Genomic DNA, 23,035 nt, shown 5'->3' on the forward strand with positions numbered 1-23,035 from the left:
GTGGGCGGCAGATTAGCCTTGTCCTTCAAATCTATGGTTTAACCTTTGGCGGTAAAGCGTTTGTTGACGCGCAGGCGTTCGCCACGACCGGCTTTTTTGATTTCCAGCCAGTCGGTGTAGATGGCGTGGATGAGGTGGTTTATGGTTTCAAAGCCGTATTGCTGCGGGTCGGTGCCTTGTGCGGCGAGTTGCTTCGATACGTCGCTCAAACGCGCCCAGCCTTGTTCGTCGGCGTGGGTATCGACTGCCTGCTGTACGGCGGGGATCACGCGGGTAACGGGCAGTTTGCTGCTTTTTGCGGCGGGTTCGGGTTTTGCGGGTGTTGGTTGCGCGGTGTCTGCCGCAGGGCTTGGCGCGGTGTTTTCGTTCTTGGCTGGGTTGGGTTGCTTGCCGCGCGTTTTGCGTTTTGGTGCGGCGTTGGGGTCGTCTGAAACGGTTTCTTCTGCCTGATGGCTTGCCACCGGGTTTTCAGACGACCTCTCTGTCGGCTTGTCGGCGGATTTGCGGCGGCGGACTTGGAGTTGGTTGTTGTCGGTGCGGTGTTCGAAGATGTCGAAGGATTTGATGAGGTCGGAGAGTTTGCCGTAGCCGTAAAGCCTTGAGTCGAAATCGGGATTGATTTTGCTGATGTAGCTGCCGATGGGGCCGAGGTTTGCCCAGCCGAGGTCGTCGGCGTTTTCGCGCACGGCGCGTTTGAGCAGGGACAGCGCATCAGGGGCGGCGGCGGGGGTATTTTTGCCGCTGTTTTTCTCTTTTTCTTGGCGTTGTTTTTCGGGACGGAAGATTTCGGTGTAGATGAATTTGTCGCAGGCTTTGCGGAAGGCTTCGGGTGTTTTCTTTTCGCCGAAACCGTACACGGTCAGCCCGCTTTCGCGCAGGCGGCTTGCCAGGCGGGTGAAGTCGGAATCGCTGGATACGATGCAGAAGCCGTCGAAATTGCCGCTGTACAGTAAGTCCATCGCGTCGATGACCAGCGCCATGTCGGTGGCGTTTTTGCCTTTGGTGTAGGCGAATTGTTGGACGGGGATAATGGCGTGGGGCAGGAGGGCGGCTTTCCATTTGGAAAGGCCGTGGCTCCAGTCGCCGTAGATGCGTTTGACGCTGGCGATGCCGTATTTGGCAACTTCTTCGAGCAGTCGGTCGATGATGTCGGCGGGGGCGTTGTCGGCGTCGATGAGGACGGCGAGTTTTTTGTTGGCCAATGTGGTCATGGGGACTCCGTGGTATTCATGTCAGTCGAGGTCGTCTGAAAACCGGTTTTCAGACGACCTCGATCTATTAAAGCATATCTTGTATGGCGGCGCGTTCTTCTTCCAGCTCCGCCAGTGTCGCGGCGATGCGTTGGCGGCTGAACTCATCCGACAAGTCCAAGCCTTGGACGATGCGGTAGCTGCCTGCGTCGCAAATGACGGGGAAACCGAAAATCAAACCTTCGGGGATGCCGTAAGAGCCGTCGGAGGGGACGCCCATCGTTATCCATTTGCCGCTGCTGCCGAGCAGCCAGTCGCGCAGGTGGTAGATGGCGGCATTCGCGGCGGAAGCGGCGGACGACGAACCGCGCGCGGCGATGATGGCGGCACCGCGTCCGGCGATTTTCGGCATGAAGACTTCGGTGTTCCAATCGGGTTCGGTAATCATGTCTTTGACGGACTCGCCGTTGCTGGTGGCGTAGCGGTAGTCGGCGTACATGGTCGGGCTGTGGTTGCCCCAGACACACATTTGCTCGATGGAAGGAATCGGGCGGTTGATTTTTTCGGCGACTTGGCTGACGGCGCGGTGGTGGTCGAGACGCATCAGGGCGGTGAAGTTTTCCGGCGGGATGTCAGGTGCGGATTTCATGGCGATGTAGGCGTTGGTGTTGGCAGGGTTGCCGACGACGAGGACTTTGACGTCGCGATGGGCAACTTTGTTCAACGCCGCGCCTTGTACTTTGAAAATTTCGGCGTTGGCGTGCAGCAGGTCGGCGCGTTCCATGCCTTGCGTACGCGGGCGCGCACCGATCAAGAGGGCGATGTCGGCATCTTTGAAGGCGATTTCGGGGTCGTCTGTGGCGAAGATGTCGGCAAGGAGCGGGAAAGCGCAATCCTGCATTTCCATAATCACGCCGCGCAATGCCTGTTGCGCCTGTGGCAGATCGAGCAGTTGCAGGATAACGGGTTGGTCGCGTCCGAGCATAATGCCGCCGGCGATACGGAACAGGGTCGCATAGGCAATTTGCCCTGCGGCGCCGGTAACGGCGATGCGGACGGGAGGTTTGAGTGTCATGTTTTTCCTTTTGAAGTCGTTGTTTTACTTGGTTTGCGGATTATAACAGCATTGAGTATTAGAGAATGAAAAGGTCGTCTGAAACTGTGAATAGGTTTTCAGACGACCTTTTCGATTGCTGTCTGTCAATTTTCCGCATCGCGGCAGATTTCGATGGTTTCCTGAAGGCTGGAAACGCCGAAGATTTTTAGATTCGGAAACTCTTTTTCGTTGCGCGGCATATTGGCTTTGGGGACGATGGCGCGTTTGAAGCCGAGTTTTTCCGCTTCTTTGAGCCGCTCTTGTCCGCGTGCGACGGGACGGACTTCGCCGCTTAGGCCGATTTCGCCGAAGGCAACCATTTTTTCGGGCAGCGGGCGGTTGCGGAAACTGGAGAGCATGGCGAGGATGACGGCGAGGTCGGCGGCGGGTTCTCCGATTTTGACGCCGCCGACGGCGTTGAGGAACACGTCTTGGTCAAAACAGGCGATGCCGCCGTGGCGGTTGAGGACGGCAAGCAGCATGGCGAGGCGGTTTTGTTCGAGGCCGACGGTGAGGCGTTTGGGGGTGAAGCCGTGCGCATCATCAACCAATGCCTGAATTTCGACCAGAAGCGGGCGGCTGCCTTCCTGCGTGACCAAAACACACGAGCCGGGCGTGTCGTCGCGGTAGCTGGCAAGGAAGATGGCGGACGGGTTGGACACGCCTTTCAAACCGTTTTCGGTCATGGCGAACACGCCCAGTTCGTTTGCCGCGCCGAAGCGGTTTTTGATGGCGCGTATCATGCGGTAGTTGGAATGTTGGTCGCCCTCGAAATACAGCACGGTATCGACCATGTGTTCCAGTACGCGTGGGCCGGCGATCGCACCGTCTTTGGTCACGTGTCCGACCAGTATCATGGCGATGCCCATTTGTTTCGCCATACGCGTCAGTTGGGCGGCGCATTCGCGCACCTGCGACACGGAACCTGGGGCGGAGGTGATTTGGTCGGAATACATGGTTTGGATGGAGTCGATGACGACGACTTCGGGCTGATGCTGTTTCAAGGCCGTCTGAATCGCTTCCATGCGGATTTCGGCAAGCAGGTTCACGCCTTCGGTCGGCAGTTCCAAACGCTGCGCGCGCAGGGCGACCTGTTGGGCGGATTCTTCACCGGAAACGTACAGCACTTTACGGCTTTGCGCCATTTTGGCGATGGTTTGCAACAGCAGCGTGGATTTGCCGATGCCGGGGTCGCCGCCGAGCAGGATGACCGCACCATCGACCAAACCGCCGCCCAATACGCGGTCGAGTTCGCCCATGCCCGTCGGATTGCGCGGCACTTCGGTGGCAGTCACGGCGGATAGGGATTGGACGGTTGAGGTATCCGCTGCCCAAGATTGGAAGCGGGCGTTTTTCGGTTCGGGTGCGGCAAGGCTTTCCTGAAGCGTGTTCCACTCGCCGCAATGCGGGCATTTGCCCTGCCATTTCGGGGAAGTGCCGCCGCATTCGGTACATTGGTAGATGGTTTTGGGGGCTTTTGCCATGATGTTTTCCCTATGGGTTTTTTGAAGTGTGAAAAGGTCGTCTGAAAACTGATAGCGTTTTCAGACGACCTTTTTTCAAGGATTCGGACTGAGCTTATTTGCTTTCGTCTTTACCGTCTTTCTTGTCTTTTTTCGGAGCCGGTTTTTTCGCCGCCAAACCTAAAGACTTCTGCCATTCGGCTGGATTTTTCACCAAATCCAAGGCTTTGCGGAGCTGGTCGTCTTTGGCTGGATTAGGAATACGACGGCTGGAGAGGTCTTCGTCTTTATCTTTGTCCTTGCCTTTTTTGGACTTGGCGTTTTCGTCGGCTTTGGCGGTTTCGTTTGAATCAGGCGTGCTGATTTCGTTGCTGCTGTTGACGTCTTCGCCGCCGAGCGGGTTGCCGATGTGTCCGGCGAGGTCGGCTTCGCGGCTTTCAAAGGCGCGGTCTTTGTCTTTGACTTCGACGTCTGGGACGATGCCTTGCGCTTGAATTGAACGGTCGTTCGGCGTGTAGTACAGCGCGGTGGTCAGTTTGACTGCGCTGCCGTTGGACAGCGGAATCAGGGTTTGAACCGAGCCTTTGCCGAAACTTTGCGTACCGACGACGACGGCGCGTTTGTGGTCTTGCAGCGCGCCGGCGACAATTTCGGAGGCGGAAGCGGAACCTGAGTTAATCAACACGGTCATCGGGATGGTTTTCAACTCGGCGGGGAGATCTGCCAGCGGGTCTCTGCCGCTCGTGCGGATGTAGTCTTCGGGACGGGCTTTCAATACCATGCCCTCTTTGCCGTCGCGTCCTTTGGTGCTGACGACTTTTGCGTCTGCGGGCAGGAAGGCGGCAGAGACACCGACCGCACCGTCAAGCAGACCGCCCGGGTCGTCGCGCAGGTCAAGGATGATGCCTTTGAGCGGCGCGCCTTTGTTTGCCTTAATCAGGGCTTTGGCGGCTTCGTTGATGCCCGCTACGGTGCGCTCTTGGAATTGGGATACGCGGATGTAGCCGTAGTTCGGCTCGAGCAGGTGGTGGCGGACGCTTTTGACTTTGATGATGGCGCGGGTCAGGTTGACGACGATGGGTTTGTCCACGTTTTTGCGCGAAAGGGTCAGGGTGATTTTGGTACCCGGTTTGCCGCGCATTTTTTTCACGGCTTCGCTGGTGGTCAGGCCGCGTGTGGAAACGTTGTCGATTTTGGCGATGAAGTCGCCGCTTTTCACGCCTGCACGCTCGGCGGGCGTATCTTCAATCGGGGCGATGACTTTGATAAAGCCGTCTTCCTGACCGATTTCCATACCCAAGCCGCCGAATTCGCCGCTGGTGGATTCCTTCATGTCGGCATAGCCTTTTTTATCCATATACTCGGAATGCGGGTCGAGGTCGGATACCATGCCTTTCATCGCGCCTTCAAAGAGGTCGGCGTCGGATTTGTCTTGGTAATAATTGGCTTTGATTTGCCCGTAGACTTCCGCCATGTTGCGGATGGATTGTACGGGCAGGGTTTCGTTGTCTTTTTTGTCTTTTTCGGCGGCAAAGCTTTGAACGCTCAAGCTGAGGGCGACACCGCTGAATGCGCCGAGTGTGTAGAGTGCGACTTTTTTCAAAGTGGATGTTGACATTATGAATGGCTTTCTTTTTGTCTTATTTCATTTCAGACCGTAATGACTGTGAAACGGGGTGGGAAATATTGCTTCAGACGACCTGAATATACATTCGCAAGACTGTATGCGATTTACGCTTGTTAAACAACAGGGTTAGCGTAAAAAATATCTGCGCGGGTGTAAAAGCTTTTGAATATAGGGCCGTCGGGTCGGGTTGTTAAATTTCAGACGACCCCGTGATACGGCAAAAAGTCGTCTGAAAATGTCAAACCGGTTTGCAGGTCAGCTTATCCAGGAGAGCGGGTTCATTGCCTGCCCGTTGTAGCGGACTTCCAAATACAGGCCTTCCATGCCCGAAGGCAGGGTTCCGCTGATGCCCAGGCGGTTGCCAGCGGCTACGGCGTAGCCTTTGGCGACTTCGATTTCGCTCAAACCTGAATAGATGCTGATATAGCCGTCGCCGTGATCGATGACGATGACTTTGCCGAAACCTTCCAGTTCATCGGCGTAGGTAACCGTACCGCCGGCGATGCTGCTGACGATTGCCGGAGTCGTTTGGTAGAACACGCCTTTCCAAACTTCACCGTCGCCGCGGTCTTGTCCGAAGAGTCCGGCAAGCGTGCCGCTGACCGGTTTTTTCAGACGACCCTGCATACGGCTGAAGCTGTTGGCATTGCTGATTCTGACGTAGGAAGGCGCGCGGATGTTCATGTCTTCTGCAGTCAGGTTGGACATGGCGGCGCGTTCGTCGGCAGCTTTTTGCGCGGCGACGGCGCGGTCTTTGCGCGCTTTTTCAGCGGCGGCAAGACGGGCCTCGGCGGCTTTTTTACGCGCTTCGGCTTCCTGGCGGCGTTGCTCGGCTTTACGCTTTTCCAAGTCTTTCAACAGATTGTTCAGGCGTTGTTCGTTTTCTTTGTGGTTGATTTTTTTCTGCGCCTCTTTTGCCATCTGCGCGTTTTGGCGGCGGCTTTCCGCCTGTTCGGCAGTGTTGGTTACACCTTGGCGACGCAGCGAGGACTGGATGTTGACCTGAAGTTTTTTCAGGTATGCCAGTTCGTTGTTGATTTTCTGCTCTTGCGCTGCCAGCTCTTTTTGCTGCTTCTCAAGGTCTTTGATGACTTGATCGTTGGCGGTGTTGATATAGCGGGTGTAACGCAGGAAGCGGGTTTTCTGACCCGGCTCGGCATTTTTCAGGAACAGGGCAACGGCGTTGGGTTGGCTGTTTTTATAGTTGCCTGAAACGAAACGGGAAATTTGCGCGCGCGTATTGGAAACCTGAGTTTTCAGGTGGTTCAAATCAGCATTGAGCTTTTGAAACTTGTCCCATGCGTCGCGCTGTTGGCGGTTGATGGCAGACAGGTTGATACGGCTTTGCTGCAACTGTTTCAACGTGGTATTGACGTGGACGATGAAACCCTCGTTGCGGCTGCGCAGCGATTTTTTGCTTTCCAAATCATTGGCGGCGGCGGTCACTGCGGCTTTGAAGTCGTCTGAATCGGCGGCAGCGGTTTTCTTATCGGCTTTGTCCGTTTTTTTCTCGACGGTTTTTCTGTCCTGTTTTGCCGCTGCTTCGTCTTTTTTAGGCAGCTCGGCGGCTTCTTTTTTTGCCTTTACATTGTTTTTGGCTGCGGGTTTGTCTGCCGCTTTGTCTTTGCCTTTTACAGGCTCGGTTTTTGCGGGAACGGCTTTGCCTGCCTTCTCTTCCGCTTTGGCTTCACCTTTTTTGTTTTTGTCGGCTTTATCTTGTTTTTTGGTTTCTTTGTCGTTTCTGCGTTCTTTGGCACGCTCGTTTTTCGCCACTTCGGCAGTTTCCTTTTTGCTTTTGGCTACGGGCTTGTCATCTGCCTTGTCCTTAGCGTTTTTCGCGGCAGGTTTCGCTTTGTCTTTGGCAGCTTCTTTTTTAGCAGGTTCGGCGTCTTTTTTGTCTTTGACGCTTTTTTTGACAGGCGCAGCCTTTTCCTTAGGCGCGTCTTTGGCGGCGAAAGAAGGCGAAGCGAAACCGATGAGCAGGGCGAGTAAAAGAGGTTTGTAACGCATGATTGGATTCTGGATCATTAAAATAAAGGCAATAGGCGGAATTATATAGTCAGCGGGGTCGTCTGAAAATATTGTTTAGGCAATTAAAACGGCGGTCATGCTGTGTTGTTTGTCATATTGGATTCAGTATGGACAAGCTGCACGGCAAGGTTTGGCATCATATTATTTAATATGATGCTCCGTTTATTTTTGTTGTAAAACCGACGGCACGAATCGGGCGATGGTATCGCGCAGGACGATGAGTTTGCCGTGGAAGAAATGGGATGAGCCGGCGATGGTGATAACCGGCAAACCTTGCGGTTCCGCCCATGTCCAAGCCTTGCTGATTTCAACGACTTCGTCTTCTGCGCCATGAATCATCAGGGTTTTGGTAATGTCAGGGACGGCTGAAGGTTCGGGGCGGTCGGTGTAGTGGTGTACTGCCGCGCCGATAAGCAGCAACAAATCCGGTTCGCGCTCTTGGGCGGCGAAGGTGGCGACATAGCCGCCGAAGGAGAAACCTGCCAATGCGAACAGTTCGGCTTCGGGGTGTTGCGCGCGGGCATAGTCGATGACGGCGATACAGTCTTGCGTTTCGCCGCGTCCGTAATCGTGTGTGCCTTCGCTGTTGCCTACGCCGCGCAGGTTCGGCAGGTAGCAGTGGAAACCGAGTTGCGATAAGGCTTTGGCGGCGGTTTGGATGACTTTGTTGGTGTTCGTGCCACCTTGCAGCGGGTTGGGATGGTTGATGGCTGCCACACCGCGTGCAGGTGTTTGCGCGGCAGGCAGGAAGATGGTTTCGAGCAGGCCGACAGGGCCGGATATTTGGATGATGTCAGGTTTTAACATGGGTTTTCCTTTATTTTGTGTGTGCTGTGAGGACGGTTTATTGCTTTATCAGGTGTTGCCGTCGCCCAATCTGTATTTGGGTTTTCAGACGACCTGTTCATCTCACAGATAAAAATGTTTGCCGTTGTTGGGGTTGTTTGCTTTCAAATCGTTCAACATCCGTTTGAAATCCAAGCCGTATTGTCCGCTTAATTTTTCCGCGCGTTTTTTCAGCTTGTCGAGGTTTTGCTCTTTCGGACTGCTTTGGAACGCCATCACCGCCATATTGCCGTGGCTTTCGGCGGGCAGTTCCAGCACGCGGCCTTCGAAGACGTTGAGCAGGCGTTCGATAAAGCGTTGGTAGCGTTTGTCGCCGCTCCACCAGTTGGTGACGAACACGCCGTCAGGCGAGAGGGCGTGGCGGCAGTCTTGGAAGAAAGGTTCTTCCACCAGCGCGTCGATGATTTGTTCGCCGTCGAAGCCGTCCACCAAAATCACGTCGGTATTGTGGCGGAACACTTTGATGTATTCCGCGCCGTCCGCTTCGACGATTTCAAAGTTTTCCCCTTCAAACGGCAGCTCGAACAGGCTGCGGGCGACGGCGATGACCTGCGGGTTGATGTCCACGGCGGTTTGTTTGGTGTCGGGCAGGTAGCTGTCTATCCAGCGTGCGAACGAGCCGCCGCCCAAGCCGATTTGGGTGATGTGTTTCGGCGTTTCTTCCGCAAACAGAAGCCAGCCCATCATCGCGCGGCTGTACGACAAAACCAGTTCGGCGGGATGGTCGAGGTTCATCGAGCTTTGGATGGTGTCGCTGCCCAGATGCAGCGAGCGGATGTTGCCTTCTTCTGAAATGCCGACTTCGGGCAGGTCGGACTTGGCGGGGCGCAGGCGGCGGTAGGGGTGTCGTGGCATGATGTGGACGGATGGAGGGGAAAGGGGGGTATTTTATCAGAGTGTCGTCTGAAATGCTTTTTGTGCGGGTGTTTTTCAGACGACCTTTCGGTTATATGCCTGAGCGGCTTGGTTCATATATGGGGTAATCATTACGCTTGAAATAAATTTCTTTTTAAATCAGATATTTTTTATAAAAATTTACTTTGTGGACGACAGGCTCTTGCCAAGCGGGGCAGTTAACGGCATAATTCGGCTTCTTTGCCGGTATAGCTCAGTTGGTAGAGCACCTGACTTGTAATCAGGGGGTCCCGAGTTCGACTCTTGGTGCCGGCACCAGTTTATCGCTGAAGGTGCCGCAAGGTATTTCAGTAAGCCGGTATAGCTCAGTTGGTAGAGCACCTGACTTGTAATCAGGGGGTCCCGAGTTCGACTCTTGGTGCCGGCACCAATCAAACAGCCCGATTGTAAGAGCAATCGGGCTGTTTTGCGTTTGCCGTTCGGGTGGCAGGGTGGCAGGCATTTCACTATAATAGCCCGTTTTAATCTAAAAGGTCGTCTGAAAAAGGCGGAACACATTCTAATGATTACTGTGAACACACTGCAAAAGATGAAGGCAGAAGGCGAAAAAATCGCCATGCTGACCGCCTATGAATCCAGCTTTGCCGCGTTGATGGATAACGCCGGCGTTGATGTCTTGCTGGTGGGCGATTCCTTGGGCATGACCGTGCAGGGGCGCAAATCCACGCTGCCCGTCAGCCTGCGCGATATGTGTTACCACACCGAAAACGTCGCACGCGGTACGGAAAACGCGATGATTGTCAGCGACTTGCCTTTTGGTGCGTATCAGCAGAGTAAAGAACAGGCGTTTGCCGCCGCTGCCGAACTGATGGCGGCAGGCGCGCATATGGTCAAACTCGAAGGCGGCGTTTGGATGGCGGAAACCACCGAATTCCTGCAAATGCGCGGCATTCCCGTCTGCGCCCATATCGGCTTGACCCCGCAGTCCGTGTTTGCATTTGGCGGATATAAAGTGCAGGGGCGGGGCGATAAGGCGGAAGCCTTGTTGGCAGATGCGAAAGCACACGACCAAGCGGGTGCCGCCATCGTGTTGATGGAATGCGTGCCGGCGGAATTGGCGAAAAAAGTAACCGAAACCGTCTCTTGCCCGACCATTGGTATCGGTGCAGGTGTGGATTGCGACGGACAAGTTTTAGTCATGCACGATATGCTCGGCATTTTTCCGGGTAAAACCGCCAAATTCGTCAAAAACTTCATGCAGGGCAAAGACAGCGTCCAAGCTGCCGTTGAAGCGTATGTCCATGAAGTCAAAGCCAAAACCTTTCCCGCTGCGGAACATTCGTTTGCTTGATACCCTCAACTGAAAAGGTCGTCTGAAAAGGTTTTCATCGTGAAAACCGAATTTCAGACGACCTTTGTTTGTCCGTGTTCCCAGCGTATAATCGGCGCGTGATTTTCGGGCTGACAAAATACAGCGGCTGAGCGCCGCAATCCCGAAAAAGATAAAGGACATTTTCCACCATGCAAATCATTCATACCATTAAAGAATTACGCGAATGGCGCAAAAACGCAGGCAGCGTTGCCTTTGTACCGACTATGGGCAATCTGCACGAAGGCCATCTCGCCCTCGTTCGCGAAGCCAAAAAACGCGCCGACAACGTCGTCGTCAGCATATTCGTCAACCGCCTGCAATTCGGACAGGGCGAGGATTTCGACAAATACCCGCGCACCTTGCAACAAGACGCCGACAAACTCGCCAACGAAGGCGTAGCCGTCGTGTTCGCGCCCGACGAAAAAGAGCTGTATCCCAATGTCGAACAACGTTTCAACGTCGAGCCGCCCAACCTCCAAAACGAATTGTGCGGCAAATTCCGCCCCGGGCATTTCCGCGGTGTCGCCACTGTCGTCAGCAAACTGTTCAACATCGTCCAACCCGATACCGCCTGTTTCGGCAAAAAAGACTATCAGCAGTTGGCAATTATCAAAGGCTTTGTCGAAGACCTGAATTTCAATATCGACATCGTTCCCGTCGATACCGGCCGCGCTCCCGACGGACTCGCGCTTTCCAGCCGCAACCAATACCTCAGTGAAGCCGAACGCGCCGAAGCCCCGCGTCTGTACCGCGAATTGCAGCGCGTCGCCGCCGAACTCAAAAACGGCAATCTCGATTACGTCGGTCTGGAAACAGAAACCGTCCGCCGCCTGACCGAAGCGGGCTGGGTGGTCGATTACGTCGAAATCCGCCATGCCGAAAGCCTCGCCGTCGCACGCACCGGTGACAAAGCCCTCGTCGTCCTCGCCGCCGCCCGCTTGGGAACGACGCGTCTGATTGACAACTTGGAAGTCAGCTTGGCTTGATTGTTGGAATAGAGAAAGGTCGTCTGAAAACCGGTTTGGGTTTCAGACGACCTTTTTGTTTGGGAAGCGTTTTACATCTGCACCAAGCCGTTGACTGTAATGCTGATTTCTTCTGAGCCGGGAGAAGGGGCTTGGATAGCGTTGTTTTCGTCGCTTGCCGAACGCTTGAACATAGCGGCTTCGGCATTCATCATTTTGGCGCGGGCGAAACCGTTGTCTATGGAACGGTTGCCGATGTGGCCTAAATTGAGTTTGACGATTTTGTAGTTGGAAAAACCGAGCGTTTTCGCCAAGTCTTGCGCGCGGTCTTTGAAGCGCAGGATGGCGGCTTTGCTGACTTGATCGACGGCGGCTTCGCGTTTTTCTTTGGATATGCTGAAGCCGATGCGGTTGAGCGTGGCAGTTTGCAACGTTTCGTCAATCAGGCGGTTGATGGCGTCAAAGTCTTTGCTTTCGACTTTGAACACGGCTTCTTCTTCCCAGCCTGTTTGGATGCGTTTGCCGTTGTTGTTGTATTCATAGCGCGGGCTGGCGCTGCGGTTGAGGATTTCGGTTTGGAGTTTGTTGTTTTGTACGGCTTTGTTGAAGTCGTTGAATTTTTTCTGAAACGCTTTGTTCACCGTAGCGCGGTCTTTGCCTTCGGAAGCAATGCTGAAGTAGGCGGTCATGGTGTCGCGGGTTATTTCGAGATTGGCGGACTCGGCAAATTCGATCATGTTGTAATGAAGGGTGTCGGTTTCGGCTGCGGCGGGCAGGGCGGTTGCGAGAACGAGGGCGGCAAGGATGGGGCGTAACATGGATTTTCCTTTTGGTATCGGATGTGGAAACGGATGATATTGGATAATTTGTGTTGGGTCGTCTGAAAGCGCGGCTTCAATGAAGTTGAACAAGTTCTGTCTTTGCTGCAACAGGTTTTCAGACGACCTCTGACGGTCTCAGCCGAAAAAGCCCATTTTGACTTGGATGAGTTTTTCGAGTTCGGGCAGGACGCGGCGGCGGGAGACGAAGAAGATGATGTGGTCGCCGTCTTGGACAATGGTGTCGGTGTGGTGTCCCATGATGACTTCACCCGTTTCGGCGCGGACGATGGCGGCGATGTAGCAGTCGCCCGGCCATTTGATGCCGCTGATGCGCCTACCGACGATGGCGGAAGTGTTTTTGTCGCCGTGGACGACGACTTCGATGGCTTCCGCGCTGCCGCGTCTGAGGGGGTGGACGGCAACGATGTCGCCTCGGCGGATATGGGCGAGGATGGAGCCGATGGTGATGAGGTGCGGCGACACGACGATGTCGATTTTGTTGCCTTCGAGCAAATCGACGTAGCTGGAGCGGTTGACGATGGTGACGACGCGTTTTGCACCGAGGTTTTTCGCCAACAGGCTGGACATGATGTTGTTTTCGTCGTCGTTGGTCAGGGCGCAGAATACGTCGATTTCGTCGATGTATTCTTCGTCCAGCAGCGTTTCATCGGTGGCGCTGCCTTGCAGGACGAGGGTGTTGTCGAGGTTTTCGGCGAGCCACTCGGCGCGGCGGGGGTTGTGTTCGACGATTTTGATGTCGTATTTGGATTCGAGCTGCTTGGCGAGGCGGTAGCCGATGTTGCCGCCGCCGGCAATCATGATGCGGCGGGTGCGCGCTTCTTTGGGGCGCAGTTCGCGCATGATGATGTTGACGCTGCTGATGTCGGCGGCAAAAAGTACCTCGTCGCCTTCGATGATGACGGTTTGCGGCGTGGGGACGATGAGGCGGTTGTTGCGGTATATGGCGCAGATTTGGCAGTCCGCGCCTTCGGGGAGGTGTTGGTTGATGTCGGCGATTTCGCGGTTGACGAGTAGCCCGCCTTTACGCGCCTGTACGATGACCATGCGGACTTTGTCGCCGGCAAATCTTAATACCTGCAATGCGCTAGTGTAGCTGAGCAGCCCGACGAGCTGTTCGGTAACGAGCTGTTCGGGACTGATGGTTTCGGTGATGTCGAAGACGGTAAGGCTGCCGTTTTCCGTATCGTCGTTTTCGGGGTAGGGGTATTCCAGATATTCGCTGGAACGGACGCGGGCGATGCGGCTGGGGATATTAAAGAGGTCGGCGGCGATTTTGCAGGCGACAATGTTGGTTTCGTCGCTGCGGGTCAGGGCGAGCAGGAGGTCGGAATCTGCCGCGCCCGCCTGTTCGAGGATAAACGGGGATGCGCCGTTGCCGAGTATGGTTTGGACGTCGAGGCGGCTGCCGATGTGTTGTAGGGCTTTTTCGTCGATGTCGATAACGGTAACGTCGTTGCTGGAAACGGAGGCGAGGTTTTGCGCGACGGTCGAGCCGACCTGTCCGCTGCCGAGGATGAGGATTTTCACGGTTTGGGCGGGTGGTTGGGTAAGGATGATGGGATTGTATAGTATAGTGGATTAAATTTAAATCAGGACAAGGCGACGAAGCCGCAGACAGTACAGATAGTACGGAACCGATTCACTTGGTGCTTCAGCACCTTAGAGAATCGTTCTCTTTGAGCTAAGGCGAGGCAACGTCGTACTGGTTTAACGTCGTACTGGTTTAAAGTGAATCCACTATAAAACAAAATAAAAAGGCTACAATGTCATCCTCGCCGTATTTCGGCTGCTTGGAATATATGGGGTCGTCTGAAAAATCGCCACACTGGTTTTCAGACGACCTTTTAGTCTAAATCCTTCATTGCCGAAACCTCACAACTCCTTAAAAATCAGCTATAATTGCCGACTATTTTGATTACGGTATCCCTATTTGAAATGGCACAAAAAATCCAATCCGTCAAAGGCATGAACGACCTTTTGCCCGTCGAACAAAAAGATTTCAAGTTGACCGCTGCGTTTTGGCAGGCATTTGAAGATGTGGTCGGCCGCTGGACGCGTGCTTATGGTTATCAGCAAATCCGTACGCCGATTGTCGAGCAGACGGGTTTGTTTGTCCGCTCCATCGGCGAAGAAACCGATGTGGTCGGTAAGGAAATGTACACTTTTTCCGATTCCAATGACTCTTTGAGCCTGAGCCTGCGGCCGGAAGGTACGGCATCCTGCCTGCGTGCGGTGGTCGAACACAATCTGTTGTACAACAGCCCGCAAAAGCTGTGGTACATGGGGCCGATGTTCCGCCGCGAGCGTCCGCAAAAAGGACGCTACCGCCAGTTTCATCAAGTTGGTATCGAGGCGTTGGGTTTTGAAGGTCCGGACATCGACGCGGAAATCATCGCCATGTCGGCGGATTTGTGGGATAAGCTGGGCATCCGCGATTACCTGACTTTGGAAATCAACAGTTTGGGTAATCGCGAAGAACGTGCGGCGCACCGTGCGGCTTTGGTCGAATATCTGACCCGTCATGAAGACAAATTGGACGAAGACAGCAAACGTCGTCTGAAAACCAATCCGTTGCGCGTTTTGGATTCCAAAAATCCCGATTTGCAGGAAATCTGCAATGCCGCGCCGCATTTGACCGATTATCTGGGCGAGGAATCGCGCAATCATTACAGCCGTTTCAAAGCCATGCTGGAAGGCTTGGGCATCCAATACGTCGAAAACCCGCGGCTGGTGCGAGGCTTGGATTATTACAACCAAACCGTTTTTGAATGGACGACTGACAAACTCGGCGCGCAGGCGACGGTGTGCGGCGGCGGCCGTTACGACGGTTTGATTGAAGAACTCGGCGGCAAGCCTGCGCCGTCCATCGGTTTTGCAATGGGTATCGAGCGGCTGCTGCTGCTGGTTAGCGAATACGGTTCGCTGGAAGTCAATGCCGCGCCTGACGTGTACGCCATGCATCAGGGCGAGGGTGCGGATTTGCAAGTGATGAAATACGCGCAGACCTTACGCGCACAAGGTTTCAACGTGATGCAGCATTCCGGCTATCAAAGCCTGAAAGCACAAATGAAAAAAGCCGACAACAGCGGCGCGCGCTTTGCTCTGATTGTTGCGCAAGACGAATTGGCGAACGGTATGGTTACGTTTAAAGACATGAACGGCGCACACGGTCAGCAAACCGTTGCCGCCGACGATTTAATTCACACTTTACAACAATGGAAGAACGCATAAATGGCAGCCCATCTCGAAGAACAACAAGAATTAGACAATTTTAAATACTTTTGGAAAAGTACCGGCCGATGGCTGTTTGCCCTGCTGATCGCGGCGGCGTTGGGTTATTTGGGCTATACCATGTATAAGAGCCATAAAGCTTCGCAAAGTCAGGAAGCTGCCGAAGTATTGGCGAAAATCGTCGATAAAATGCAGGCAAAAGCCTCGCAAGCCGAAGTGAATGCCGATTTGACCAACCTCCAGCAAAATTATCCGGACTCCATTGCCGCCGCGCAAGCGACGCTGATGGCGGCTGCGACCGAGTATGATGCCCGCCGTTACGATGTGGCGGAAGGTCATCTGAACTGGGTGTTGAAAAACCAAAAAGCCCCGCTGGTTCAAGCATTGGCGGCGCAGCGTTTGGGCATCGTCCTGTTGCAGCAGAAAAAATACGATGCCGCGATTGCAGCTTTGAATACGAAAGTTGAAGCCGATTTCGAGCCGCTGCTTTTGGAAGCGAAAGGCGATGTTTATGCCGCGCAAAACAAAACCAAAGAAGCCGCGCAAAGCTATCAGCAGGCTTTGGAAAAGCTGCCTAAAGACGCCATCGAACGCGAATTGCTGCAAATGAAGCTGGATTCGCAAAAATAAGGTCGTCTGAAAAATTGAAAGACGTATGCGGCTTGTCGGAATCTTTCCGGCAAGCCTTGTCTGTTTTAATTGTGTTCCACTTTATATAGTGGATTAAAATAAAAATGAGACAAGGCGGCAACGCCCGCCGTGTACGGGTAGTGCATAAGGGCGTTGGCAACGCCGTATCATTGCAATTTTATCCACTATATTTTCAGACGACCTTTTGTTTGAATATGTATTATGCGGGGACAAGATTCGCCGAACAGGTCGTCTGAAAAGGCAGATTATTTGGCTTTGCGTTTGAGTAGAAAATACATAGGTACGATATAAAAGAGCGTGCTGATAATTAATGAGACTATGATTTTGAGTGGTCGGTCTGTTTGATAAACGCCGAACAATAAGCCAATACCGAAATTCACAGGGAGAAAAATGCATAGTGATGTTAAGATGATCTTTTTCATTGCGTAAAATCCATTAACTATGATCGGATGAAACTCGCCATACCATATTTGAAGTTGATAAGCGCAGGCAAGTTCCCCAAGTCGAAGATGGCTGTATGGGACGGAAATTCCAGCTCAAGCCATTGTTGCTGTTGAATCTATTTTCAGACGACCCCTTATCTTTTTTAACCTACCGTGTTTTGAAAACACCTGCTTGTGTTGCAGGTTCGCTTCCGAACCGACACTTGACACAGAAAGACCCCATCATGAAACCTACCATCGCCCTTGTCGGACGCCCGAACGTCGGCAAATCCACCTTGTTCAACCGCCTGACGCGCACCAAAGACGCGCTTGTACACGACCTGCCCGGCCTGACCCGCGACCGCCATTACGGACACGGCAAAATCGGCAGCAAACCTTATCTCGTCATCGATACCGGCGGCTTTGAGCCGGTTGTGGACAGCGGCATTTTGCACGAAATGGCGAAGCAGACTTTTCAGGCTGTCGATGAGGCCGACGCCGTCGTGTTCTTGGTGGACGGTCGCACCGGTCTGACCCCGCAAGACAAAATTATCGCCGACCGCCTGCGCCAAAGCCCGCGCCCCGTTTATCTGGCGGTAAACAAAGGCGAGGGCGGCAACAGAGCCGTGCTTGCCGCCGAGTTTTACGAGCTGGCATTGGGCGAGCCGCACGTTATTTCCGGCGCACACGGCGACGGCGTGTATTACTTAATCGAAGAAATTTTAGAAAAATTCCCTGAGCCTGAAGCCGAAGAAGCCGATGTAAAACATCCTGTTTTTGCCGTTATCGGTCGTCCGAATGTCGGCAAATCCACACTGGTTAACGCCATTCTCGGAGAAGAGCGCGTGATTGCCTTCGATATGGCGGGCACGACGCGCGACAGTATCCACATTGATTTCGAACGCGAAGGCAAACCGTTTACCATCATCGATACCGCAGGCGTGCGCCGTCGCGGCAAAGTCGATGAGGCGGTGGAAAAGTTCTCCGTTATCAAAGCGATGCAGGCGGTTGAGGCGGCAAACGTTGCCGTTTTGGTGTTGGATGCGCAGCAGGACATCGCCGACCAAGATGCCACGATTGCCGGTTTCGCCTTGGAGGCAGGACGCGCGCTGGTGGTTGCCGTCAATAAATGGGACGGCATCAGCGAAGAGCGCCGCGAGCAGATCAAACGCGACATTTCCCGCAAACTGTATTTCCTCGATTTTGCCAAGTTCCACTTCATTTCCGCATTGAAAGAACGCGGTATCGACGGATTGTTCGACAGCATTCAGGCAGCCTACAACGCCGCCATGATCAAGATGCCGACGCCGAAAATCACCCGCGTCCTGCAAAGCGCCATCGAACGCCAACAGCCGCCGCGCGCAGGTTTGGTGCGCCCGAAAATGCGCTATGCCCACCAAGGCGGCATGAATCCGCCCGTAATTGTGGTACACGGCAATTCGCTGCACGCGATTTCCGACAGCTATACGCGCTACCTGACCCAGACCTTCCGTAAAGCCTTCAACCTGCAAGGCACGCCGCTGCGGATTCAATACAATGTTTCGGAAAACCCGTATGAAAATGCGGAAGACAAACCGAAGAAAAAACCGCTGCGCCGCGTCAGCCTGAGCAACCGCATCGAAAAACGTGAAGGCCGCAAGAAAGAGAAAAACCGTTTTAAAAAGAAAATCAAAGTCAGCGTGAAAAAACAGCACAGCAAATAAATCTGACGGAACAAGGGGTACACCGCGAGCATGCCCCTTTTAGATTGCAGTCGGGACGAGTAGGGCGGTTGGAGGTGAATCCTCTTAAAGATTTTAGCTAAGGTATTGTAATAAAAATGTTTTATCTGATAGTAAGGTCGTCTGAAAATCCAAATCTGCCAACCTGCTCCCTATTGTAAAAATCGTTTGTATTAAAATGATTTGTATAACACATTCGTGTAAAAAATCGTTGGAAAGCCCGTCGTTTGATAGAGGTTTGCATATTCTTACGGAAAAATAGTTGGTAATTTTTCTCGTTCGGGTCTACAATCCGACTCATGTTCGTTTTCAAAACGATTTCAAAATCATAATAATGGAGCTTAGAATATGACAGCTAAAGGACAAATGTTACAAGATCCTTTTTTGAATGCGTTGCGTAAAGAGCACGTTCCGGTTTCGATTTATCTGGTCAACGGTATCAAACTGCAAGGCCAAGTCGAGTCGTTTGACCAATACGTCGTTCTGCTGCGTAATACTTCCGTTACCCAAATGGTTTATAAACACGCCATCTCAACGATCGTTCCTGCCCGTGCCGTAAGCCTGCAACACGAGAACAAACCCCAAGCCGCTGCGGCTGCCCCGGTTCAAGTTGAGACCGTGCAACAACCTGCCGAATAATGTATGTAACGCATTAATCGATTCTGATACCTTACCGCTTGGCCGGTAAGGTATTTTTATTTTCAGACGACCCCTGTACGGTTTCATCTTATGCAGCTCGAAAACATCCTCCCTTTTGCACACTCGCTTCTCAAACAAGCCTTAAAACCCGATGCCCGCGCTTTGGACGGTACGGCGGGAAACGGCAATGATACGCTGATGCTGGCGCGTTCGGTCGGTAGAGGCGGGAAAGTGTGGGCGTTTGATATTCAAGAGCAGGCATTGGCAAACACCCGAATGCGCTTGGAAGAAGCCGGCATGGCGGATAGGGTGGAGCTGATATTGGACGGACATGAAAATCTAGCCACCCACATCCGCGAACCGCTGGACGCGGCGGTATTCAATTTCGGCTGGCTGCCTGGCGGCGATAAAAGCTGTACGACAAAAGCGGCAACCAGTATCCGCGCGTTGGCATCCGCCTTATCGCTGCTGAAAACGGGCGGGGTGGCGGTTGCCGTGCTGTATCCGGGGCATGAGGCGGGGCGGCATGAAGCGCAGGCAATCGAAGATTGGGCGCAGCGGTTGCCGCAGGATGAATTTGCCGTTTTGCGTTATGGTTTTATCAACCGCCGCAACTGCCCGCCGTATTTGTTGGCGTTTGAAAAGTTACGTCAAGAATGAATGTTTGGGGTAGAATAGGCGCTTCTTTCAAAAACAATAACGTGCGACCGCTATGCAATATCTGTTTGTAAAATACAGCCATCAGATTTTCGTCACCATCACCATTTTGGTGTTCAATATCCGCTTTTTCCTGCTTTGGCGGCATCCCGATAAACCTTTGGCGGGTATCTGGAAAGCCCTTCCCCATCTCAACGACACCATGCTGCTCTTTACCGGCTTGTGGCTGATGAAGATTACCCACTTTTCGCCCTTCAATTCGCCGTGGCTCGGCAGCAAAATTCTGCTGCTGCTGGTTTACATCAGCTTGGGCATGGTCATGATGCGCGCCCGTCCGCGTTCGCCGAAGTTTTATACCGTTTATGTTTTGGCAATGGCTTGTGTCGGCTGCATTGTCTATCTTGCCAAAACCAAAACGCTGCCGTTTTAAATAGGTCGTCTGAACATGCCGCAAACCCATTTTGCCGTCATCGCCTTGGGTAGCAACCTTGCCGAACCCGCCCGCCAAGTCCGTGCCGCCTTGTCCGCGATGGAGGCGCATCCGCAGATTCAAATCGAAAAAACTTCCTCGCTGTACGTAACCGCGCCGGTCGGCTACGACGATCAGCCTGATTTCGTCAACGCCGTTTGTTCCGTCCGCACTTCATTGGACGGCGTTTCGCTGCTTGCCGTGTTGAACCGCATCGAGGCGGATTTCGGGCGGGAACGCACGTTCCGAAACGCCCCGCGCACATTGGATCTGGACATCATCGATTTTGACGGCATCTCCAGCGACGACCCGCATCTAACCCTGCCGCATCCGCGCGCGCACGAACGCAGCTTTGTGATGAAGCCGCTTGCTGAAATCCTGCCCGATTTTGTTTTGGGCGGACACGGACGGGTGGCGGATTTGGCGGCTGCTTTGGGCGAGGAAGGGATACGCCTGTTAGAAGAAGCCGTTTGAAGCAAGACGGTGAAATAAAAACATCTGTTTGCTTCAATCGCGTGTCAAAGTTTTTATTTGAAGCTAGCTCGGTTCAAAAGGTCGTCTGAAAAGGAAAATGGCTTGGCAGTTTCCTTTTTCAGACGACCTTTCAAGAAGGACGGCGGCAGGTTTGGGCAAACTCCGTCGGTCTGATAAAATGCCACCTTTCCAAAATATCAAAACAAAATCATTAATCAAACCATGAACTACCGTTATATTGTCGTCGAAGGCTCCATCGGCAGCGGGAAAAACGCCTTGAGCCGCCGCCTTGCAGAACATTTCAGCGCGCTGTCGCTGGCGGAAAACCCCGAACACAACCCCTTCCTCATGAAGTTTTACGCCAACGCCTCTCATCACGGCTTGGCAACCGAGCTTTTTTTCCTGATGCGCCGCGCCGAAAGCGTGGACATCATCAAAAACGAATATGCACAAGGCGGCATGGTGGTCGCCGATTTCCTGTTGGAAAAAGACCGGATTTTCACGCCGGTCGTGTTGAATGAAGACGAGCAGCAGCTCTTCGCCGATTTGAAACAAAAAATCCTGCCGCAGTATCCCGCGCCCGATTTGGTGATCTACCTGCAAACCGCTGTGGACGGCAACCGCAAACGCCTGCAAAAACGCGGCGACGGCATCATCAATCTTTTCCCCGAAGGCTATTTGGGGCGGATACACGAGGGATACAGCCAGTTTTTCCACCTTTATCAAAATTCCCCGTTGCTGACCGTCAATGCTGACGAGTTGGACTTGCAAGGCAATGACGAACATTTCCAACTGTTGCTCAATGCGCTGAACGATTTGCAGGGAACGCGCAATTATCTGAATTTGAGCGAACGCTGACGCAGTTTGCAAGATTGTGGTGAAACGCCGAAGCGGCTATGTTGGGGATTCATTTTATTTCCTTGCCCGCTACTACGTTTCCGTCTTAGGTCGTCTGAAAGGAGACATCATGACCCAATACCGATTCACTTTGCCCTCAAGCAGTGGCAATGACTTCGATTCTGCCGAACATCTGCCGTTGATTGTTTATTTCTACCCCAAAGACAGCACGCCCGGCTGCACCACCGAAGGCTTGGATTTCAACGCCCGTTTGCCGCAATTCAAAGAACTCGGCTATACCGTCGTCGGCATCTCGCGCGACGGCGTGAAATCGCATCAGAATTTCTGTGCCAAACAAGGTTTCAATTTTGAATTGTTGAGCGACAAAGACGAAACCGTGTGCAAAATGTTTGACGTGATCAAGTTGAAAAAGCTCTACGGCAAAGAGTCTTTGGGTATTGAACGCAGCACATTCGTATTGGACGCAAACGGCGAAATCATCCACGAATGGCGCAAAGTCAAAGTCGCCGGACACGCGCAGGAAGTGTTGGAAACGCTGTCCCGATAAGCCGTAATACAGCAAAAGGTCGTCTGAAAACGAACATGGCGGGCTCTGCCCAAGCAGGTTTTCATTTTCAGACGACCTTTTATAATGGACGTCAATCAGGGCAGGGTTGGCTTGTCCTGATTCATATTCGATCCACGATCCCCCATCTTCGGACTACCCGTAAAACCTCATGACCGACGAACTCATAGACAAACTGCTCGAATCCCTGTGGCTGCAAGACCGTCTCAGCCATAACACTTTGCAAGGCTACCGCCGCGATTTGGAAAAAATCGCCGCGCGCTTGGAAGCGGGCGGGCATACTTGGCTGGATGCCGAAGCCGCCGATTTGGCGGATGCCGTCTATGCGGCGGACGAAAAGCACAGCTCGCAGGCGCGCGCCTTGTCCGCCTGCAAACGCCTATACGCCTGGTTGGAAGAGACCGAGCGGCGGACGGACAACCCGACCCGTTTCCTCAAAGCCCCGAAACAGACGCAAAAGCTGCCCACCCTGATTACCGAAGCGCAAATCGAAAACCTGCTCGCCGCGCCCGATACCGACACGCCGCACGGCCTGCGCGACAAAGCCCTGCTTGAAGTCATGTACGCCACAGGTCTGCGCGTAACCGAAGCCGTCAAGCTCCAACTGGGCGACCTCGACCTCAACCGAGGCTGCATCCGCACCATAGGCAAAGGCGACAAACTGCGTATCGTGCCTATGGGCGAAGAAGCCGTTTACTGGGTCGAACGCTATTGCGCCGAATCGCGCCCGCTACTGCTCAAAAACAAAATCTGCGACGAAGTCTTCGTCAGCCAAAAACGCAGCGGCATCTCCCGCCAACTCGCGTGGATGATTGTCAAAAACTACGCCGAAGCCGCCGGCATTACCTCGCTCAGCCCGCACGGCCTGCGCCACGCCTTCGCCACCCACCTCGTCAATCACGGCGTCGATTTGCGCGCTGTACAACTCATGCTCGGACACGCCAACATCAACACCACCCAAATCTACACCCACGTCGCCAACATCCGCCTGAAAAACATCGTTGACGAACATCATTCGCGAAATTAAACGATTCCATTGAAAAAGGTCGTCTGAAAACAGA

Annotated in this window: 21 protein-coding genes and 2 tRNA genes; 14 read left to right on the forward strand and 9 right to left on the reverse strand. The window is 53.5% G+C overall.

The window, feature by feature from the left end; genetic code table 11:
• Positions 1-38: 38 nt before the first annotated feature.
• The 7 genes from H3L95_RS02245 to H3L95_RS02275 all read right to left on the reverse strand — a co-directional run bounded on the left by H3L95_RS02245 (position 39) and on the right by H3L95_RS02275 (position 9,108).
• A complete protein-coding gene (locus H3L95_RS02245; protein ID WP_003755376.1) occupies positions 39-1,211 on the reverse strand; it encodes an NYN domain-containing protein in 1,173 nt (390 codons plus the stop codon).
• 67 nt (positions 1,212-1,278) lie between these two features.
• Positions 1,279-2,265 (reverse strand): malate dehydrogenase, encoded by a 987-nt coding sequence (locus H3L95_RS02250; RefSeq protein ID WP_003755375.1) that lies wholly within the window; start codon positions 2,263-2,265, stop codon positions 1,279-1,281.
• A gap of 125 nt (positions 2,266-2,390) precedes the next feature.
• A complete protein-coding gene (gene radA, locus H3L95_RS02255) occupies positions 2,391-3,770 on the reverse strand; it encodes a DNA repair protein RadA (protein WP_003755373.1) in 1,380 nt (459 codons plus the stop codon).
• Positions 3,771-3,864: 94 nt separating this feature from the next.
• Positions 3,865-5,367 carry a S41 family peptidase gene (locus tag H3L95_RS02260; RefSeq protein WP_003755371.1) on the reverse strand — a complete coding sequence of 501 codons (1,503 nt, stop codon included), beginning with the start codon at positions 5,365-5,367 and terminating at the stop codon, positions 3,865-3,867.
• A 264-nt stretch (positions 5,368-5,631) separates the two neighbouring features.
• Positions 5,632-7,386 carry a murein hydrolase activator EnvC family protein gene (locus H3L95_RS02265; protein ID WP_040667867.1) on the reverse strand — a complete coding sequence of 585 codons (1,755 nt, stop codon included), beginning with the start codon at positions 7,384-7,386 and terminating at the stop codon, positions 5,632-5,634.
• 183 nt (positions 7,387-7,569) lie between these two features.
• Positions 7,570-8,214 carry an alpha/beta hydrolase gene (locus H3L95_RS02270; protein WP_003755368.1) on the reverse strand — a complete coding sequence of 215 codons (645 nt, stop codon included), beginning with the start codon at positions 8,212-8,214 and terminating at the stop codon, positions 7,570-7,572.
• 102 nt (positions 8,215-8,316) lie between these two features.
• Positions 8,317-9,108: a polyamine aminopropyltransferase gene (locus H3L95_RS02275; protein WP_003755365.1), complete on the reverse strand. Its 792-nt coding sequence runs from the start codon at positions 9,106-9,108 to the stop codon at positions 8,317-8,319.
• Between the two features lie 242 nt (positions 9,109-9,350).
• Here H3L95_RS02275 and H3L95_RS02280 point away from each other — a divergent pair.
• The 4 genes from H3L95_RS02280 (at position 9,351) to panC (ending at position 11,466) form a co-directional block, all read left to right on the forward strand.
• Positions 9,351-9,426, forward strand: a tRNA-Thr gene (locus H3L95_RS02280).
• A 36-nt stretch (positions 9,427-9,462) separates the two neighbouring features.
• Positions 9,463-9,538: transfer RNA gene (locus tag H3L95_RS02285), tRNA-Thr, on the forward strand.
• A 132-nt stretch (positions 9,539-9,670) separates the two neighbouring features.
• Entirely contained in the window at positions 9,671-10,459 is a 789-nt protein-coding gene (gene panB, locus H3L95_RS02290; RefSeq protein WP_016686423.1) for a 3-methyl-2-oxobutanoate hydroxymethyltransferase, read from the forward strand.
• A gap of 170 nt (positions 10,460-10,629) precedes the next feature.
• Positions 10,630-11,466 (forward strand): pantoate--beta-alanine ligase, encoded by an 837-nt coding sequence (gene panC, locus H3L95_RS02295; protein ID WP_003755361.1) that lies wholly within the window; start codon positions 10,630-10,632, stop codon positions 11,464-11,466.
• 71 nt (positions 11,467-11,537) lie between these two features.
• Here the strand turns inward: panC and H3L95_RS02300 are convergent, their stop codons facing one another.
• Entirely contained in the window at positions 11,538-12,263 is a 726-nt protein-coding gene (locus H3L95_RS02300) for an SIMPL domain-containing protein (protein WP_009311950.1), read from the reverse strand.
• Between the two features lie 138 nt (positions 12,264-12,401).
• Positions 12,402-13,814 carry a Trk system potassium transporter TrkA gene (gene trkA / locus H3L95_RS02305; protein ID WP_003755354.1) on the reverse strand — a complete coding sequence of 471 codons (1,413 nt, stop codon included), beginning with the start codon at positions 13,812-13,814 and terminating at the stop codon, positions 12,402-12,404.
• Between the two features lie 408 nt (positions 13,815-14,222).
• Between trkA and hisS the strand changes: the two genes are divergently transcribed.
• The 10 genes from hisS to xerD all read left to right on the forward strand — a co-directional run bounded on the left by hisS (position 14,223) and on the right by xerD (position 23,001).
• Positions 14,223-15,518 (forward strand): histidine--tRNA ligase, encoded by a 1,296-nt coding sequence (gene hisS / locus H3L95_RS02310; RefSeq protein WP_003755350.1) that lies wholly within the window; start codon positions 14,223-14,225, stop codon positions 15,516-15,518.
• Positions 15,519-16,148 (forward strand): YfgM family protein, encoded by a 630-nt coding sequence (locus H3L95_RS02315; RefSeq protein ID WP_003755348.1) that lies wholly within the window; start codon positions 15,519-15,521, stop codon positions 16,146-16,148.
• Positions 16,149-16,836: 688 nt separating this feature from the next.
• On the forward strand, positions 16,837-18,294 hold the full coding sequence (gene der / locus H3L95_RS02320) for a ribosome biogenesis GTPase Der (protein ID WP_040667864.1): 1,458 nt from the start codon (positions 16,837-16,839) through the stop codon (positions 18,292-18,294).
• A gap of 366 nt (positions 18,295-18,660) precedes the next feature.
• Positions 18,661-18,951 carry an RNA chaperone Hfq gene (gene hfq, locus H3L95_RS02325; RefSeq protein ID WP_003755341.1) on the forward strand — a complete coding sequence of 97 codons (291 nt, stop codon included), beginning with the start codon at positions 18,661-18,663 and terminating at the stop codon, positions 18,949-18,951.
• 90 nt (positions 18,952-19,041) lie between these two features.
• Positions 19,042-19,611, forward strand: coding sequence for a tRNA 5-(aminomethyl)-2-thiouridylate-methyltransferase MnmM (mnmM, locus tag H3L95_RS02330; protein ID WP_003755339.1), 570 nt, complete (start codon positions 19,042-19,044; stop codon positions 19,609-19,611).
• 52 nt (positions 19,612-19,663) lie between these two features.
• On the forward strand, positions 19,664-20,038 hold the full coding sequence (locus H3L95_RS02335) for a SirB2 family protein (protein WP_003755337.1): 375 nt from the start codon (positions 19,664-19,666) through the stop codon (positions 20,036-20,038).
• A gap of 15 nt (positions 20,039-20,053) precedes the next feature.
• Complete coding sequence (gene folK, locus H3L95_RS02340; RefSeq protein ID WP_003755335.1) at positions 20,054-20,551, forward strand: 2-amino-4-hydroxy-6-hydroxymethyldihydropteridine diphosphokinase; 498 nt, start codon at positions 20,054-20,056, stop codon at positions 20,549-20,551.
• Between the two features lie 222 nt (positions 20,552-20,773).
• The gene (locus H3L95_RS02345; RefSeq protein ID WP_003742664.1) at positions 20,774-21,409 is read left to right on the forward strand and encodes a deoxynucleoside kinase; all 636 of its coding nucleotides are present in this window, start codon (positions 20,774-20,776) and stop codon (positions 21,407-21,409) included.
• Between the two features lie 109 nt (positions 21,410-21,518).
• The gene (locus tag H3L95_RS02350) at positions 21,519-21,956 is read left to right on the forward strand and encodes a peroxiredoxin (RefSeq protein WP_003742666.1); all 438 of its coding nucleotides are present in this window, start codon (positions 21,519-21,521) and stop codon (positions 21,954-21,956) included.
• Between the two features lie 169 nt (positions 21,957-22,125).
• Positions 22,126-23,001 (forward strand): site-specific tyrosine recombinase XerD, encoded by an 876-nt coding sequence (gene xerD / locus H3L95_RS02355; protein WP_003755327.1) that lies wholly within the window; start codon positions 22,126-22,128, stop codon positions 22,999-23,001.
• The last annotated feature ends 34 nt before the right edge of the window (positions 23,002-23,035 follow it).

It is taken from the genome of Neisseria sicca (assembly GCF_014054945.1).
Taxonomy (GTDB): Bacteria; Pseudomonadota; Gammaproteobacteria; order Burkholderiales; family Neisseriaceae; genus Neisseria; species Neisseria sicca.